We start from the raw sequence: 15,974 nt of genomic DNA, 5'->3' as shown, positions 1-15,974 counted from the left end.
CGCCGCGCGCGCCGCTCGCATGTGCAGCGCGGCGGGCGCACGGCGCTACGCGCCTCTACGACCGTGACGGAGCGCCGCGCGCGGCGCGCTCATCGCCGCGCGCGGCGCGCTCACCGCCGCTCATCCGCGCGCTCACCGCCGCTCATCCGCGCGCTCACCGCCGCTCATCCGCGCGCTCACCGCCGCTCATCCGCGCGCTCACCGCCGCTCTAGCCCGTGCGGCTTCCCCTCGCCGTAGCCGGCCAGCGTCTGCACGCCGATGACGGCCTTGTCGTGGAGCTCGTCGAGGTTCGCCGCGCCGGCGTAGGTGCACGCCGACTGCACGCCGGTGATCATCTCGATGAGGATGGCGCCGACGCTCTCGCGGCCCTCGTGGATGTAGATGCGCGACGTCGAGATGCCCTCGCGGAAGAAGACCTTCTTGGCGCGCTCGAACGGGTCGAGATCGGCGGTGCGCTCGCTGACGGCGCGGGCGCTCGCCATGCCGTAGTTCTCCTTGTAGAGCAGCCCCTCGCGGTCCTCCATCACGTCGCCCGGGCTCTCGTAGGTGCCGGCGAGGGTCGTCCCGACCATGACGCGCGAGGCGCCCGCGGCGAGGTAGAGCGCCACGTCGCGCGGGTGGCGGACGCCGCCGTCGGCCCAGACGCGCTTGCCGTGGCGGCTCGCCTCGCGGGCGCAGACGAGCACCGAGGAGAACGTCGGCCGGCCGGCGCCGGTCTGCATGCGCGTCGTGCACATGGCGCCGGGGCCGACGTTCACCTTCACGATGTCGGCGCCCGCCTCGATGAGGTCGCGCGTGCCCTCCGCCGTGCAGACGTTGCCGGCCACGAGCGGGACGGCGTCGCCGATCGTCCTCCGCACCGCGCGGACCGCCTCGATCATGCGCCGCTGGTGGCCGTGCGCGGTGTCGAGCACGATCGCGGAGACGCCGATCTCGAGCAGGCGCGCGGCGCTCTGGGCCGCCTGCGCGGAGATGCCGATCGCCGCCGCGACCATGAGCTCGCCGCGGGCGTCGAGCGTCGGCCGGAGCAGCTCCAGGCGCACGGCGTCGTCGCGGGTCAGCACGCCGTGGAGCCGGCCCTCCTGGTCGAGCACGGGCACCGCCTTCACGCGCGCGTCCTCCATCAGGAGGAACGCCGTGCGGTTCGGCGTGCCCGCCGGGATGGTGATGAGGCGCGACGACATGAGCGCGGACGCGGGCGTGTACTGGTCGCGGTTGCGCAGGTCGGCGTGGGTGACGATGCCGATGGGGCGGCGCTCGTCGTCGACCACGACCACCATGTCGTGCGACCGCTTCCGGATGATGCCGTGCACGTCGCGGAGCGTCGCCCGCGGCGAGACCGAGAGCGGCGTGTCGTACCGCGGGTCGGCGCGCTTGATGTGGCCGACGATGCGCTCGACCGTGTCGAGATCCATGTCCTGCGGGAGCACGCCGAGGCCGCCGAAGCGGGCCATCGTCTCGGCCATCCGCTTGCCGGTGACCGCGTTCATGTTCGCCGAGACGATCGGGTGCGAGCCGCCGGGGAAGTCCGTTGGGCGGAGGTCGGTGTCGAGGCGGGAGCCGCCGGCGAAGTACCCGGGGGTCAGGAACACGTCTTCGAGGGCGAGCTCCAGCGACTCGTCACGCTCGGGGTGGAGAAAGCGCATGCACAGCTCCGATCCAGGGTGATGGCGCCGCGAAGGCGGCGCGGCGCGCCGCAGTCTAGTGCTTGCCGGCGGCGCGAGGCGCGTCGGCGAGGACGCGGTCGAGGATCGCGGCGATCCGGGCGGCCGCGGCCTCGGAGGAGAGGTCCGGGGGCGGCGGGGCGGGCTCCGGGAGGGCGCCCGTCTCGCGGAAGCGAGCGAGGTGGCGCGCGAGCGCCGCGGCGAGGCCGTCGACGTCGTCGGGCGGCACGCGCGCGTTGTCGCTCCGGTGCGCGAGCAGCTCGTCGATCTCGGGGTTCGCCGCGGCGCTGACGATCGGCATGCCCGACGCGGCGTAGTCGTAGGTCTTCGCGGCGATCCGCAGCACGACGCGCGGCCCCACCAGGGTGAGCAGCACGTGCGCCCGCCGCAGCTCGGCCATCACGTCGCGCTGCGGGATCGGCGGCAGGATCTCGATGTACGGGGTGAGCCCGAGCCGCTCGAAGCGGTCGCGATCGTAGGCGGACGTCCGGCCGATCTGCCGCAGGACGAGGTCGGAAGGCGCGAGCCGCTCGCGGTCGATCAGCCGCCGCAGCGCGGCCCCGATCGCGTCGGCCGAGGTCTCCTCGCGCAGCGTGCCGAGGTGGAGGATGACGAAGGAGCGCGGCGGCTCCGGCGCGGGGGCCGGCGCGTACAGCGCGAGATCGAAGTGGTTGCGCACGAACGACGACTTCGTCGCGAGCTCGGGGAAGCGCGCGCGGTAGGCCTCGAGCGCGTTCCTCGTGTTGAGGATCACGTGGTCGGCGCCCGCGAGCCAGCGGCGCTCGAGGCGCGGAACGAGGGCGCGCCGCGCCCGCTCGGCCAGGCCGGACGGGGGGCCGTGGCCGGTCTCGTGCAGCGACCACGGATCGCGCAGGTCGAAGACGAGCGGCACGCCGAGCGCGCGCTTCACGTGGAGGCCCACCGGGCACGCGGAGAACGGGCCGGCGCTCACCACGACGGCCTGCGCGCCGGCGCGGCGGGCGAGCGCGACGGCCACGCGCGCGGCGTGGGGCGCGTGCGGGGTGCAGCGATCGGTGAGCGCCCGGAACGGGCGGAGCCCCACGAGCGGGCCCCCGGGCCCCGGCCGGCGCGGCAAGCGCGCGCGCAGGGCGGCGAACGCGGCCTCCGCGGCGAGCATGGCCGGGTCGAGGAACGCATCGGCGACCTCCACCTCGGGCGGCAGCGCCGCGAGGAGGCCGTCGTCGCGCGCGTCTCCGGGGAAGGTCGCGGACAGGACCACGGGGCGGAAGCCGTGGCGCGGCAGGTGCCGCGCGAGCTTCACCCAGCGGAACGCGCCCACGCTCGTCTGGGGCGCGAAATAGGGCGAGATCAACAGGAACGGGCGCACGGTCGCGGGCTCCATCGCAACATACCAGGCGCCCAGGCGCCCAGGCGCTCAGGCGCCGAGGCGCTCCGGCCGCTCAGCCATCGCGCCCGTCGCCGGCGCGCCCGCCCTGGCCGCGGCCGAGCAGGTCCGCGTACAGCGCGAAGAGCGCGTCGAAGTGCTCGTCGCTCGCGGGCAGCCGCTCGCCCGCGGCGCGGGCCGCCGCGGCGCGCTCGGCCCGGGGGCGCTCCAGCACCCGCTCGATCGCGGCGGCGACCTCGGCGGCCGGGGCGCGCGGCGGGTACGCCTCCGCGGCGCCGGGGCTCACGAAGTCCATGGCCGCGCCGGCCGCGGGGACGACCAGCGGCAGGCCCGAGCAGAGCGCCTCGCCCAGCACGAAGCCGAACGTCTCGGCGGCGCCCCCGTGGACGAACACGTCGGCGCTGGCGAGCAGCGCCGCGTACGTGGCGCGGTCCTTCGCGAAGCCGAGGAAGCTCACCTGCGGCAGGCCGGCCGCGCGCCGCTCGAGCCGCGTCCGCTCGGGCCCGTCGCCCAGCACCGCCAGCGCCACCGGGCGCCGCGCCGCGAGCTCCCGCGCGGCGTCGATCACGAGCGCGACCCGCTTCTCGACGGCGAGCCGGCACGCGACGAGCAGCAGCGCCGCCGAGGGGTCGTCCGCGAACCGCCCGAGCAGGCTCCTCCGCAGCGCGGCGTCGGCGCGCGAGGGGTCGAACGACTCGCGGCGCACGCCGAACGTGACGCGGTGGACGCGCTCGCAGCCGTGCGCGCGGAGCTGCTCGGCGATGAACGTCCCCGGCGCGATCGTCGCGTCGAACCGCCGCGACAGGGCCCGCGGCCAGGCGAACAGCGCGCCCTCCAGGGCGCGGGCGACCGCGCGCGGGCGCAGCCGGTCGAGCAGCGGCGCGGCGTACGTGCTGATCTGGTCGGAGTGGTACACGAACGTGCGGAGCGGGACCCCGCGCTCGGTCGCCGCGACGAGCGCGGCCGTGTACGGCGCGCTCGCCTGCAGCACGTCGGGCGCCTCGCGGCGGATGATCGCGCGGACCGCGCCGAGCCGGAGGAGGGCGTGGTACGTCGGGTCGTAGGGCATCGGCGGGCCGGCCACCCGCACGATGCGGCCCTGCTCGAGCGGCACCACCTCGTCGCGCGGCCCGGGCGCCACGACGACCACCTCGTGGCCGCGCCGGCTCCCCTGGCGCACGAGCTCCTCGAGGTACGACCGCACGCCGCCCCCGCGCGACGAGAAGAACTCCGCGACGTCGAGGATCTTCACGAGTGGTGGCTCCCTCTCCAGAGCAGGCCGCCCCTCCAGGCGCGCTGGAGCGCCCCGGAGCGGTTCATCACGTGGAGCAGCGCCGGCAGGAACAGGAGCGCGGTCGCCACGCACGCGATCTCGCCGCTCACCGCGACCCAGCCGAACGAGTTCAGCGCCTGGTTGTCGGCGAAGATGAGCGACCCGTAGCCCAGCACGGTCGTGTAGCTGCAGAGCGCCACCGGGCCGGCCGAGCGCTTCAGCGCGAGCGCCACGTCGCCGCCGAGCAGGCGCGCGCGATCGAAGACGTTGAACGGGTACTCGCAGCCGATGCCGAAGGTGATCGGGAGCGCGATGAAGTTCAGGAAGTTGATCTTCACGTCGAGCATGGCCATCGCGACCGCCGTCCCGAGCACACCGAGCACGAGGGCCGACAGCACCGAGACCGAGCCCATCAGGCTGCCGGTCGCGAGCACCACGACGCCGGTGACGGCCAGGAACGACGCCGCCGTCGCCAGCGGGCCGTCGCGCTCCATCGACCGGATCATCTCGGCGAAGACCGTCGGCCGGCTCGCCGTGACCACGTGCGTCCCGTCGGGGAGGACCACGTTGCCGGTCGTGTTCGCCATCCGGAGGAGGTTCTTGCCGTTCGAGAACGAGACGTTGTTCTTGTACTTCACGTAGAACACCGTGCCCACGACCCCGTTGTTCTCCTCGAACCGCCGCCGGATGAGGTCGGGCAGATCGTGGGGCGTGATCACGCGCAGGGCCTCCGGCGGCCGCATCTGCAGGGCGCGCTCCCGATCCTCCGGGGACAGCGACTTCAGCACGCGCGGGGTCAGCCGGTCGCGGATCCGCCCCAGGATCTCGAGCTTCTGGCGCTGCTCCTCGGGCGAGCCGGGCAGGACGTCCGCGATGGTCGCGACGTCGGCCACGAGCTTGCCCTCCGGGTCCTTCGCGTCGTTCGCCAGGATCTGCGCCTTGATGGCCGGCACCTGCTCGGGGGTGTCCGCCAGCATCATCGCGCCCGCGACGTTCATCTTGCCGCCGAACACCTCGGACGCCTTGAGCGACCAGCTCCCCGCGCCCTTCTCCCGCGAGCTCTTCGAGCCGAGGCGCGCGAAGTTGTACTCCCACGGGTCCCTCACGTACGCGGGGAGCTTCCACGCCGAGAGGATCAGGATGAGCGGCGCCATGGCGAGGATCACGACCGGCCAGCGCCTCGTGACCCGGGAGAGCAGCCGCGCCCCGGGCCCGGAGGCGCCCTCGTCCGAGACGCGCGGCGCCGGATCGCGCAGCCAGCGCGGGAGCCTCGCCTGGATGCGCTCGATGGCGACGAGCGTCGCCGGCACGAGCGGCACGATGGACGCCCAGACCATGAGCATCCCGACGAAGCCGATCGTGCCGAACTGGCTGAACCCCCGGAAGTGCGTGATCGTGAGCGAGCCGTACGCGATCGCCGCCACGCACGCCCCGACGAGCTCGGCCCGGAACGCGTTGACGACCGCCTCGCGCCGCGCCTCGTCCGCCGCCATGCCGCGCGCGCGGAAGTCGCGGTACCGGGACAGGAGCACGATCGGGTAGTTGACCCCGTTGCCGACGATGATCGCCCCGAGGAACGCGCCGACCGTGTTCACGTAGCCGTACGTCGCCGTCGCGAACGCGTACCCCGCGCTCGCGCCGAACGCCGTGGGCAGGGCGATCACGATCAGCGACCAGGGCGAGCGGTAATAGAGCGCCACGCCGCCGAGGATCAGCACGAGGGCGATGACCGTGGCCCACACCGCCTCGCTCACGAGCGACTTCTGCTCGGCGATCGCGTTCGGGATGTCGCCGGCGTACCCGACCTGCATGGCCGGGTGGAACTTCGCCGGCTCGAGGCGCCCGACGAGCGCCGTCACCTCGTCGAGGAGCTTGGCCGCGCTGCGATCGCCCATCCCGGCGCTCCGCGAGACGATGCGGATCGCGACCATGCGCCCGTCGGGCGTGGAGAAGTAGCCGCTCGGGAACTCATCGATCTTCTTGAGCCGCCGCTGGAGCTCCGCCCACGTGTCGTCGAGCGACAGGCCCTTCTTCGCCGGCGCGCCCGCCGCCTGGCCCTGGCTGGCGGCGCCGCTCGCGCCGCCGCCCTCGCCCGCGTCGAGGTCGTCGATGAGGCCGCTGCGGAGCGCGAGCTCGAGCTCGATCGCCTCGTCCGCCTGCTCGAGCTCCCGGACGCCCGCGTAGAGCCACTTGTTCTCGTCGAAGAAGCGGCGCACGTCCTTGGTGCCGGTCTCCACGTAGCGGATGAGCGACGCGGGCCCGCACGCGCTCCGGCACGCGTCGTCCGCGCACGCCGCGAGGCAGGCCGCGCGCGCGGCGTGGTGACGGAGCGGCTCCTCCAGCTGCTCCGAGAGCGCGTCGATGAACCGCTCGTTCGCGCCGCGATCCGGCGACTCGGCGATCACGATGAGCTGCGCGCCGCCGTCCACGCGCTTGGCCTGGCGCTCGTAGGCCATGAACGCCGGGCTGTCGCTCGGCAGGAGCTCCCGGAGCTCCGTGCGCAGCTCGAGCCGCGAAGCGTAACCCCATAGCCCTGCCATGGTGGCGATCGCCAGGCCGATCACGAGCCAGGGACGGCGCCCGCTGAAGTCGACGAGCGCCCCGATCATCCTGAGGAGCATGCGAAAGACACCTCGAGCCGGCGCCGCGCGGAGGGCGGCGCCGGGCCGGTCTTACCACGCGCGCGAGGCGCGCACGGCGGCCAACGGCGAGAACGACCTCACGCGCAGAATCACGCGCAGAATCACGCGCAGAACGACGGCTGGATGCCCTTCGGCCGCGGCGCCGCGGCCGGGCGCAGGTGACCGAAGGCGAACAGGCCGCCGGTGAAGCCCACCCACGAGCGGAAGTGCCGGAAAGTCTCCCACCACTGGAGCGCCTTCGGCCCCTCGACGAGCGGCCGGATCCCGGCCTCCCGGGCGTGCTCGCGCGCGTTCACGAAGGCGTTCGCGAGCATCCGCTGCACCACGATCGGCGACGACCGCTCGCGCGCGCGCTGCGCCGCCGCGCTCCCGAGCCGCGCGGCGGCCTGCGGATCGCGCGCGAGCGCGAGCGCGGCGTTGCCGAACGCGGCGTTCGCCCTGTCCTCCGCGAGCGCCCCGCGGCCGGGATCGAGCAGCAGGCCGTTGTAGCCGCTCTGGATCTGCGAGCTCACGCCCATGCCGTCGGCGAACGCCACCGTCGGGGAGCCGCACCAGAGCGCCTCGCTGAGCACGTTGCCGAACGTCTCGCTCAGCGACGCGTGCAGGAAGGCGGTCGCGTGCCGGTAGTAGTCCGAGATGCGGCTGTACGGCACCTCGCCCGTCATGATGACCCGCCGGGCGACGCCGAGCTCCCGCGCGAGCGCCGCGTACGCCGCGCTGTCGGGCCCGTCGCCGACCAGCGTGAGCGTCGCCTGCGGGTGGTGCGGGGCGATGTGCTCGGCGAAGATGCGGATCAGGCGGTGCTGCGACTTCTCGCGCGTGTGGCGCCCGGCGCAGACGAAGCGCGGGCCGCGCACGTCGAGCCCGCGCTCCTCGAGCAGCGGCGCGTACGGGTCGGGGCCGAGCGGGCGATCGAACACGTCCTCCGGGACCATCCGCGGGATGACGTGGATGGGCACCGCCACCCCCCGTTCGCGCCAGTAGTCGCGCAGGCCCTCGCTCAGCACGACGAGCCCGTCGCCCTGGTTGTAGAGGTCCACGAAGAGCCGCTCCATCGGGGCGCGCAGCGTCTTGTGGAGCACCGTGTGGACCGCGCCGATCCGGGACACGCGCTCGGGCAGGAGCACGTCGTACGCGGCCGCGAGGTGCGTCGTGTTCACGCAGAGCAGCGGGATGCCGCGCATCTTGCGCAGCCAGATGCCGAACTCGACAAGGAGCGTCGTGGTCTGGGCGAAGCAGATGTCGAAATCCCACCGCATCGGATCGAACACGAAGGACTCCAGGGGCATCGGCAGGTGCACCCCCGGATAGGTGCGCAGCGGCAGGCTGGGCAGGGCGACGGTGCCGGGGGGCATCTCGTCGGCCGAGGCGTCCGGATCCCGGGGTCCGATCAGTGTTGCCTGGTGACCACAGGTGTTGAGCGCGCGATACAGGGCCCGCGTCTGGAAGACGGCCCCGTTCGCGTAAGGAATGCGCGTGAAGTCGCTGAGGATGGCGACCTTCAGCGGCCGCCCGTTGGCTCCGGAGAGGGCAGCGAAGGGATTTTCAGGAAGAGCCGCCTGCGCCCGGGCGGGGGAATGCCCTCCCCGCGCCGATCCCGTCGATGGAGTGTGGCGCACCGACGCGATCGCCTCGTGCTGTGCGCGATCGATGCGGTGCTCACCCAGCGGCCGAATTGCATCCATGGTCATCTTCGTTGCTCCTTCGAGAAGCGGCGCAGCCCTTCGTCAACGGCCGGCGCGCGCGGCGCGACGGGCGATATGACGTTCGTGTCGCGCTCCTGGCAGCCGTGTCGTCCTGCGCCCGCGAGCGCAGCCTGCTGCTCGCCACAGCAGCGATTCCTCGCCCTCGTCACTCCGAATCGACGGGGACGTTTAGCAAACCTCGTGCCTATCTCACCACCTGCCATCGTCGCGCGAGTGCGAACACGGCGATGCACCTAGGCCATTCGGCGCGCCTCATCAAGCATGGCGAGCACGGCCGAGGGTGCGTCCGGCAACGAGCCCGCGAGGTCGACGCGCGCGAAGTCGCCTGCGCGGACGCGCTCGAAGAAGCGCGCCACGCAGCGCGACGAGAGCGACGCGAACGAGCTCGCGACGGCGACCCCCGCGGCCGCGGCCAGGCTCGCGTTGAGCGCCTGCTCGTGATCGCGCGCTTCGTGGAGGGCGAGCACGGGCTTGCCCGCGACGACGCACTCGGCGAGCAGGTTGCTCCCGGCCGAGGCCACGACGGCGGACGCGGCGGCGAGGTGGGCGAGGAAATCGCGGCTGTCGAACGGCATCGCCCGCACGCCGGGCACGCGGAGGTCCGGGTCGCCGAACGCGATCACGCGCCGCCCGCCGGCCGCGACGAGCTCGATCGCCGCGCGCGCGTTGCGATCGCGGAAGTAGCAGACGACGGCGCCGGGCTCGATCCCCTGCCCCGCGCCCGCGGGCGGCCGCCGCGGCGCCGGGCGCGCGACGATCGTGCGCGGCATCGCCGGCTCGGCGGGCAGGAAATGGACGGCGACCGCGTAGGTCCGCCGGGTGACGGCCCACGTGGTCCGGCGGCAGGCGAGCACCCCGAGGCGCGGCAGCTCCTCGGGCAGGCGGCAGCGCTTGAAGAGGAGGTCGTGGCCGAGCGCGACCGCGGGGATCCCGAGCGCGCGGGCGGCGAGCAGCGAGGGCACGTCGCCGTCGCTGAGGATGGCGTCGGGCCGGAAGTCCGCCTGCTCGACGAGCTCCCTGGCGAGGCGGCGCGGGAGCTCGATCGCGCCCCCGAGGCCGGGGTAGATGGGCCGGACGAGGCGGTGCTCCGGGAGGGCGCCGAGCAGATCCGCCGCCTGGCCGCCGCCGTAGATCCTGAGCTCGTGGCCGCGCTCGCGGAGCGCTCCCGCGATCGCCAGCGCGCGGCTCGCGTGCCCGCGCCCGCGGCCGTGGACGTAGTAGCCGATCTTCGCCACGGGCCCTCAGGGCTCGCGCGGCGCGGCGCCGCGATCGCGCGGGTGACCGCCCATCGCGACGCCGGAGCCGCCCGGCGCCCGGTCGCCATGGTCGTGCTGCCCCTCGGGGACGACGCGCGCGCGCCCCTGCTTCATCGCCGCTTCTTCCCCGCGCCGGCCCGAGCGCCGGCGATGGCCTTCACCGGCTCGTACCGGAAGCAGCTCACGAGGTGATCGTTGACCATCCCGGTCGCCTGCATGAGCGCGTAGCAGATGGTCGAGCCGACGAACTTGAAGCCGCGGCGCGCGAGGTCCCTGCTGAGCGCGTCCGAGATCTCCGTCTTCGCCGGGACCTCCGCGAGGGCGCGGAACGCGTTGACCACGGGCGCGCCGCCGACGAAGCCCCAGAGGTACGCGTCGAAGCTGCCGTGCTCGCGCTGCACCTCGAGGAAGCGCTGCGCGTTGACGACGGCCGACGCGACCTTAAGCCGGTTGCGCACGATCCCGGGGTTCGCGAGGAGCTTCTCGACGCGCGCGGGCGTGAAGCGGGCCACGCGGGCCGGGTCGAAGCCCGCGAACGCCTCGCGGTACGCCGCGCGCTTGCGCAGCACGGTGAGCCAGCTGAGCCCCGCCTGCGCGCCCTCGAGGATCAGCATCTCGAAGAGCGCCTGGTCGTCGTGCAGCGGCACGCCCCACTGCTCGTCGTGGTAGGCGACATACTCGGGATCCGCGGTCACCCACGGGCATCGCTCCGGCATCGCGCGGCACTGTAGCAGCTTCCTCTCCGCGCGATTCCGCGCAATCTTGCGCGATCGCGCTCGCCGCTCCGCGGGGGGCGACGTGCGCTTTGACTCCCCGCCAGCGCGGCGCTCCAATGCGGCCTGCACCCTGGGCCGCGCCGCACCATGAACGCCTCGAGCAGCTCTCATCCGACGGGATCCCAGGGAGCCTCCGGCCCGAGCTCGACGGAGGAGCGCCGCGCGATGGCGCGGGGCCTCCCCACCGCGCTGGTGACCTGGCCCACCTTCGCGGCGCTCGACGTGTTCGTCGTGCTGGCGGTGTTTCCGAGCGCCTCCGTCGCGCGGCTGCTGCTCTACCGGCTGTTCGGCGAGATCATCCTGCTCTGGCTCTACCTGCTCGCGCGGCGCGGGCAGACCTCGGCCGAGCTCCTCGACGCCGCCCACGTGTTCGCGGTCTGGAGCACGGGGGGGCTGATCTCGGTGATGGCCCTGGAGTTCGGGGATCTCACCTGGAACTACATGCACGGGCTGTCGATCGTGATGCTCGTCGACGCGACGATCCTGCCGACGCACTTCACGCGCTCGCTGCGGATGACGCTCCCCGTGGCGCTCAGCTTCCCGATCATCATGGGCGCGGGGGCGTCGCTCGACCCGTCGCTCGCGGCGCAGTGGACGTCGCCGCGGTCGCTCGTCGTCTTCGCCTGCAACTACATCTTCGTGCTCGCCACCGCGATCCTCGTGTCGGCGGCGAGCCACGGCCTCTGGTCGGCGCGCCAGCAGGTCTACGAGGCGCGCAAGCTCGGCCGCTACCGGCTCGTGGCGCCGGTCGGCCGGGGCGGGCAGAACGAGGTGTGGCTCGCGTGGGACGAGTCGCTCCGCCGCGATGTGGCGCTGAAGCTGCTCCGCAGCGAGAGCAAGTCCGAGGGCGACGTGCGCAGCTTCGAGCGCGAGGCGCGCGCGACGAGCCGGCTCACGTCGCCGCACACCATCCGGATCTTCGATTTCGGGGCGAGCAGCGACGGCATCTTCTACATCGCGATGGAGCACCTGGCCGGCGCCGACCTGGCCACCCTGGTGCGCGATCACGGCCCGATGCCCCCCTCGCGCGTCGTGCACTTCGCGCGGCAGATCTGCCTCTCGCTGGCGGAGGCGCACGACGCGGGCGTCATCCACCGCGACATCAAGCCGCACAACCTCTACATCACGCGCGTCGGCGACGAGCACGACGTGCTCAAGGTGCTCGACTTCGGGATCGCGAAGCAGGTGACCCTGGAAGGGGACGCGAGCATGACGGACGTCGGCGTGATCAAGGGAACGCCGACCTACATGTCCCCGGAGATGATCTCGGCCGGCGCGGTCGACGCGCGCAGCGACATCTACTCGCTCGGGGTCACGCTCTATTACCTGCTGACGGGGGTGGCCCCGTTCGAGGGCCGGAGCTTCGGCAAGCTCGTCTACTCCCACATGACGATGCCGCCGATCCCGCCGTCGCTGCGCGCGCCGTGGCCGCTCTCGTCGGAGCTGGAAGAGGTGGTGATGCGGTGCCTCGCCAAGCGGCCCGGCGACCGTTACCAGAGCGCGCGCGAGCTGCTCGCGGCGCTCGAGGCGTGCGCGCCGGAGCCGCACTGGACGCCGGAGGACGCGAGGAGCTTCTGGGCCGCGCGCGCCGCGATGCCGCGCGCCGAGCCGCCGCCCCCGGATCCCGGCCCCACCGTGCGCCTTCGGCCGGACAAGGCCGTGCCGGTGACCTGAGGCGGGCCCGCGCCGAGGCGGGCCCGGGCCGCGCGGCCTCCTCAGGCCTGGCTGACCGCGACCTCGGGGAACCGCCGCGAGGCGGGCGGCGGCGCCCAGCGCGTGGACGGAGGGGGCTGCCCGTCGAGCTGGAGCGCCGGGCGCTTCTCGACGATCGCCGGCAGCGGCCGCTCGCCCCGCGCGGCGAGGATCGAGTTGTAGAAGGCGCGGGCGCTCTCGTCCCACCCCTTGCACCCCGAGATCGCCGCGATCCGCTCGGGATCGTACGGCGCATGCGCCGCGCGCACCATCGCCTGGGCCAGCGCGTGCAGATCGCCGGGCGAGACGAGCTCGCCGAGCTCGGGGCTGCTCAGCACGTCGGGGATGCCCCCGACCCGCGTCGCCACCACGCGGCGGCCGGACGCGATCGACTCGATCACGACGTTCGGCGTGCCCTCGTGGTGGCTCGGCAGCACCAGCGCATCGCAGGCGGCGACCCAGCGCGCCACCTGGTCGTGCGGCAGGCGCCCCGTCAAGAGGACGCGGTGGCCGAGCCGCTCCGCCGCCGCGCGGCAGGCCTGCTCGTCGGCGCCGCTCCCGACCAGCACGAGGTCGATGTCCGGGTGCGCCGCGGCGATCCGCTCGAAGGCGGCGATCGCGTCGAGCGCGCCCTTGTCGCGGAGCAGGTGGCCGACGTAGAGCAGCATCCGGCGGTCCGCGGAGCGGCCCAGCGCGGCGCGGGCCTCGCCCCGGTCGCGCGGCCGGAACATGGCGCGATCGACGCCGTTCATGACGACATCGATGCGATCGCGCGGGACGCCGAGCGCGTGGACCCCCTCGGCGAGCTGCTTGCTCACGGCGACGACGCGCGTCGCGCGCCGGAGCCCCCACTCCAGCGCGGGCCGCACCGCCGGCTGCTGGGAGAGCACGTCGATGTCCGAGCCGTGCACCTTGACGACGGCCGGGACGCCGAGAAGCTCCGCCAGGCACACCGCGGCGAAGCCGTCCGGGTAGGCGAACGATCCGACGATCACGTCCGGCGCCGGGTGGTGCCGCGCGAGCTCGAAGAGCATCGAGGCCGCGTAGAGCGGGCCGTTGAGGTACGGCGCGACCTTCGGCAGGTACAGGAACCGCGGGTGGCGCACCGGCAATCCCTCGATCACCTCCTCGCGAGGCGCGTTGTCCGCGATTGACCACCTGGAGAACCTGGAGGCCCCCGGAAACCAGGGGATGGTGGCGAAGACGTCGATGTCACAATAACGCGACAGCGCGGCGAACTGCCGCCGGTTGAACGGCGCCTGGCCGGGGTTCATCGCGTTCGGGAAGACCTTGGTGATAAGCAGGATGCGCATACCTCTGCTCCTCCGGACTCGCCCGCAGGCTCGACAGGAGTCCTCCAAATAGGGGGGTGCGCGGCTCGCGCGCGGTCGAGCCACGGTCAGCAGAGAACATGCCACCTCGGAGAAGCTGGAAACGAGGCCGGAATGGCAGCAGCAGGCCCGCGCCAGCAACGAGCGAGCATCCAGCCTGCCTCAGGCGAGGCAAATTTGCACAGGACCGGCTGGGGTCGCCTGCGTGAGACAGTTCAGCAGACAGCGGGTTTGTACATCAGAGCGCCAATTTTACAACCCTGGGCTACAGGGAAAGTTTCGTCAGAAACGCATCTCCCTGGCCCGCCCCCGAGAGCGCCCCGTGACCGAAGTTGACTTTTCCGTAGAAACGGCCGGCGAGCAGCACGCTCGCTCCTGAGCCCGCCGTGACATCCAGGCCGACCTGCGTCTGACCGTCCCCGAACAGCGAGCTGAACAGGTGATCGCCCGCGGGGCCGAGCTTGACCAGGTAAACGTCGGTCTTGCCCCGGCTCGTCAGCAGCCCGCCGCCGAAGTCCGCCGCGCCGAAGAGCGGCCCCGCGAGCACGATGTTGCCGGCGGCGTCCACGTCGGCGCTCGCGCGCGCGCCCGTCTCGAAGTCGGTGAGCAGCTGGTCCTCCGCGTCGCCGAAGCGCCGGCTCAGGACGTGCGCGCCGTCGCTGGAGAGCCGGGCGACGTACAGGTCCCGCCCGCCGGCGCTCGTCAGCCGCCCGCCGCCGAAGTCGATGGTCGACGCGAACGTGCCCGTGAGCACCACGTCGCCCGTCGCCTCGTGAACCGCGACGTCGTGGGCCTCGTCGGCCTCGGCGCCGCCAAACCGGGCGCTCCAGAGGTGGTCGCCCGAGGGGCCGAGCTTGGCCACGAAGACGTCCGAGAGCCCCGCGCTCGCGAGCGGCGCCCCGCCGAGATCGATCGAGCCCGAGAAATGGCCCGCGACGAGCAGGTTGCCGTCCGCGTCGGCCGCGATCGCGTGGGCGTAGTCGTCGCCCTCGTCGCCAGCGCGCAGGGCGAGCAGCGTGCGTCCGTCCCCCGGGGCGAGCCGCAGCACGAAGGCGTCGCGCAGGCCCGCGCTCGTGAGCACGGCGCCGTCGACGTCGACCGCGCCGTGGAAGCCGCCCGCCACGAGGACGTTGCCCGCCGGATCGACGGCGACGCGATCGCAGCGATCCGCGCCGGATCCGCCGATCATCCGGCTCCAGACGTGCTCGCCGCCCGCGTCGAGCTTGACGACGAACACGTCGTCGCCCCCGTGCGACACGAGCACGCCGCCGCCGAGGTCGACGCTGCCGAACGCGCGGCCCGCCACGACGACGTCGCCGGCCGGGTCGACCGCGAGCGCCATCGCGAACTGGTTGCCGTCGCCCGCGAAGCGCTTGCTCCAGAGGTGCGTGCCGAACCTGTCGAACTTCGCCACGTACGCGTCGGCGCCCGTGGCCGTGAGCGGCCCGCCGCCGAAGTCGACCGTGCCCTCCATCTGGCCGGCCACGAACACGTTCCTGTCCGCGTCGACGGCCACGGCGCGGGCGTACTGGCCGTTCGCGTCGCCGAAGGCGCGGCTCCACACCTCCTCGCAGGCGGGCGCGCGCCCGTCGCAGTCCTCGTCCTCGGGCGTGTCGCACGCGTCGAACGCGGGCAGGACCTCGCCCGTGCACGGGCCCCACGACGTGCCCTCGGCGTTGCAGGTGCGGGTGCCGTCCGCGCAGCGCCCGACGCCGCGCGTGTCCTCCGCGCCGGAGTAGCACGCCTCCTGCGCGCCGGGCGCGCACACGCACCCGGGGCAGCCGCAGTCGGGGCCGCTGCACGCGGCCGGCGCGAGCTCCGCGATCCACGCGGCCACACACGCGAGCTCCTCGGACGAGTACGGAGCCCCGCCGAGCGGCATGCGCGCGCCGCAGGACGGCGCGTCCGTGAGCTTCGCGTAGAGCACGCTCTCCTCCGGCCGGTCGGGGTCGGCGAGCACGCCCGCGCAGCTCTGGGCCGGGCGCCCGGCGACGCGATCGCCGACGCCGAGCGTGACGAGGTCGAGGGCGGCCGCGGGCTCGCCCGGACCGTGGCAGCTCGCGCCGCCGCAGCGCTCGGCGAACACCGCGGGCACGTCGGCGCAGTCGGCCGGCGGGCGGTCGTCGGGCGTCTCGAACCGCGCCTTGTCGTCGATCCTGCCGGGACACCCCGCGAGCAGCGGCAAGGCCGGCGCGGCGAGCGCGGCCGCCGTCCAGAAGCCGCGGCGGAGGCCGGACGCGCCGCGCGCCGCGCGCGCTCCGCGCACC

General features: G+C 73.8%; 11 protein-coding genes. 1 reads left to right on the top strand and 10 read right to left on the bottom strand.

What is annotated here, in order from left to right; translation table 11 throughout:
* Window positions 1-198: 198 nt before the first annotated feature.
* The 8 genes from WME98_RS31605 to WME98_RS31570 all read right to left on the bottom strand — a co-directional run bounded on the left by WME98_RS31605 (window position 199) and on the right by WME98_RS31570 (window position 10,624).
* Complete coding sequence (locus WME98_RS31605) at window positions 199-1,647, bottom strand: GuaB1 family IMP dehydrogenase-related protein (protein ID WP_437945428.1); 1,449 nt, start codon at window positions 1,645-1,647, stop codon at window positions 199-201.
* Window positions 1,648-1,702: 55 nt separating this feature from the next.
* Window positions 1,703-3,028 carry a glycosyltransferase gene (locus WME98_RS31600; RefSeq protein WP_437945427.1) on the bottom strand — a complete coding sequence of 442 codons (1,326 nt, stop codon included), beginning with the start codon at window positions 3,026-3,028 and terminating at the stop codon, window positions 1,703-1,705.
* 58 nt (window positions 3,029-3,086) lie between these two features.
* On the bottom strand, window positions 3,087-4,283 hold the full coding sequence (locus tag WME98_RS31595; protein WP_437945426.1) for a glycosyltransferase family 4 protein: 1,197 nt from the start codon (window positions 4,281-4,283) through the stop codon (window positions 3,087-3,089).
* Window positions 4,280-6,925: an efflux RND transporter permease subunit gene (locus tag WME98_RS31590; protein WP_437945425.1), complete on the bottom strand. Its 2,646-nt coding sequence runs from the start codon at window positions 6,923-6,925 to the stop codon at window positions 4,280-4,282. Before WME98_RS31590 ends, WME98_RS31595 begins: the two co-directional genes overlap by 4 nt.
* 122 nt (window positions 6,926-7,047) lie before the next feature.
* On the bottom strand, window positions 7,048-8,637 hold the full coding sequence (locus WME98_RS31585) for a glycosyltransferase (protein WP_437945424.1): 1,590 nt from the start codon (window positions 8,635-8,637) through the stop codon (window positions 7,048-7,050).
* Window positions 8,638-8,885: 248 nt separating this feature from the next.
* The gene (locus WME98_RS31580) at window positions 8,886-9,887 is read right to left on the bottom strand and encodes a glycosyltransferase family protein (protein ID WP_437945423.1); all 1,002 of its coding nucleotides are present in this window, start codon (window positions 9,885-9,887) and stop codon (window positions 8,886-8,888) included.
* Window positions 9,888-9,893: 6 nt separating this feature from the next.
* On the bottom strand, window positions 9,894-10,022 hold the full coding sequence (locus WME98_RS31575) for a hypothetical protein (RefSeq protein WP_437945422.1): 129 nt from the start codon (window positions 10,020-10,022) through the stop codon (window positions 9,894-9,896).
* Window positions 10,019-10,624, bottom strand: coding sequence for a DNA-3-methyladenine glycosylase I (locus WME98_RS31570; RefSeq protein WP_437945421.1), 606 nt, complete (start codon window positions 10,622-10,624; stop codon window positions 10,019-10,021). The genes WME98_RS31575 and WME98_RS31570 overlap by 4 nt, the downstream gene beginning before the upstream one ends.
* A gap of 225 nt (window positions 10,625-10,849) precedes the next feature.
* On the opposite strand from WME98_RS31570, the gene WME98_RS31565 reads away from it, so the two are divergent.
* Entirely contained in the window at window positions 10,850-12,358 is a 1,509-nt protein-coding gene (locus WME98_RS31565; protein WP_437945420.1) for a serine/threonine-protein kinase, read from the top strand.
* Between the two features lie 41 nt (window positions 12,359-12,399).
* On the opposite strand, the gene WME98_RS31560 is transcribed toward WME98_RS31565, so the two are convergent.
* Both WME98_RS31560 and WME98_RS31555 read right to left on the bottom strand, forming a co-directional pair.
* Window positions 12,400-13,689 (bottom strand): glycosyltransferase family 4 protein, encoded by a 1,290-nt coding sequence (locus tag WME98_RS31560; RefSeq protein ID WP_437945419.1) that lies wholly within the window; start codon window positions 13,687-13,689, stop codon window positions 12,400-12,402.
* A gap of 283 nt (window positions 13,690-13,972) precedes the next feature.
* On the bottom strand, window positions 13,973-15,973 hold the full coding sequence (locus WME98_RS31555) for a nucleotide-binding protein (protein WP_437945418.1): 2,001 nt from the start codon (window positions 15,971-15,973) through the stop codon (window positions 13,973-13,975).
* Between the last annotated feature and the right edge of the window lies 1 nt (window position 15,974).

This window comes from Sorangium sp. So ce296 (assembly GCF_051529605.1).
GTDB classification, from domain to species: Bacteria; Myxococcota_A; Polyangia; order Polyangiales; family Polyangiaceae; genus Sorangium; species Sorangium cellulosum_D.
This window is presented reverse-complemented; position numbering and strand designations above follow the sequence as displayed.

Excerpts from the sequence above, each read along its gene's own strand:
- WME98_RS31605 (WP_437945428.1), bottom strand. The coding sequence starts at position 1,647 with ATGCGCTTTCTCCACCCCGAGCGTGACGAGTCGCTGGAGCTCGCCCTC.
- WME98_RS31600 (WP_437945427.1), bottom strand. The coding sequence starts at position 3,028 with ATGGAGCCCGCGACCGTGCGCCCGTTCCTGTTGATCTCGCCCTATTTC.
- WME98_RS31590 (WP_437945425.1), bottom strand. The coding sequence starts at position 6,925 with ATGCTCCTCAGGATGATCGGGGCGCTCGTCGACTTCAGCGGGCGCCGT.
- WME98_RS31585 (WP_437945424.1), bottom strand. The coding sequence starts at position 8,637 with ATGACCATGGATGCAATTCGGCCGCTGGGTGAGCACCGCATCGATCGC.
- WME98_RS31575 (WP_437945422.1), bottom strand. The coding sequence starts at position 10,022 with ATGAAGCAGGGGCGCGCGCGCGTCGTCCCCGAGGGGCAGCACGACCAT.
- WME98_RS31570 (WP_437945421.1), bottom strand. The coding sequence starts at position 10,624 with ATGCCGGAGCGATGCCCGTGGGTGACCGCGGATCCCGAGTATGTCGCC.
- WME98_RS31565 (WP_437945420.1), top strand. The coding sequence starts at position 10,850 with ATGGCGCGGGGCCTCCCCACCGCGCTGGTGACCTGGCCCACCTTCGCG.
- WME98_RS31560 (WP_437945419.1), bottom strand. The coding sequence starts at position 13,689 with ATGCGCATCCTGCTTATCACCAAGGTCTTCCCGAACGCGATGAACCCC.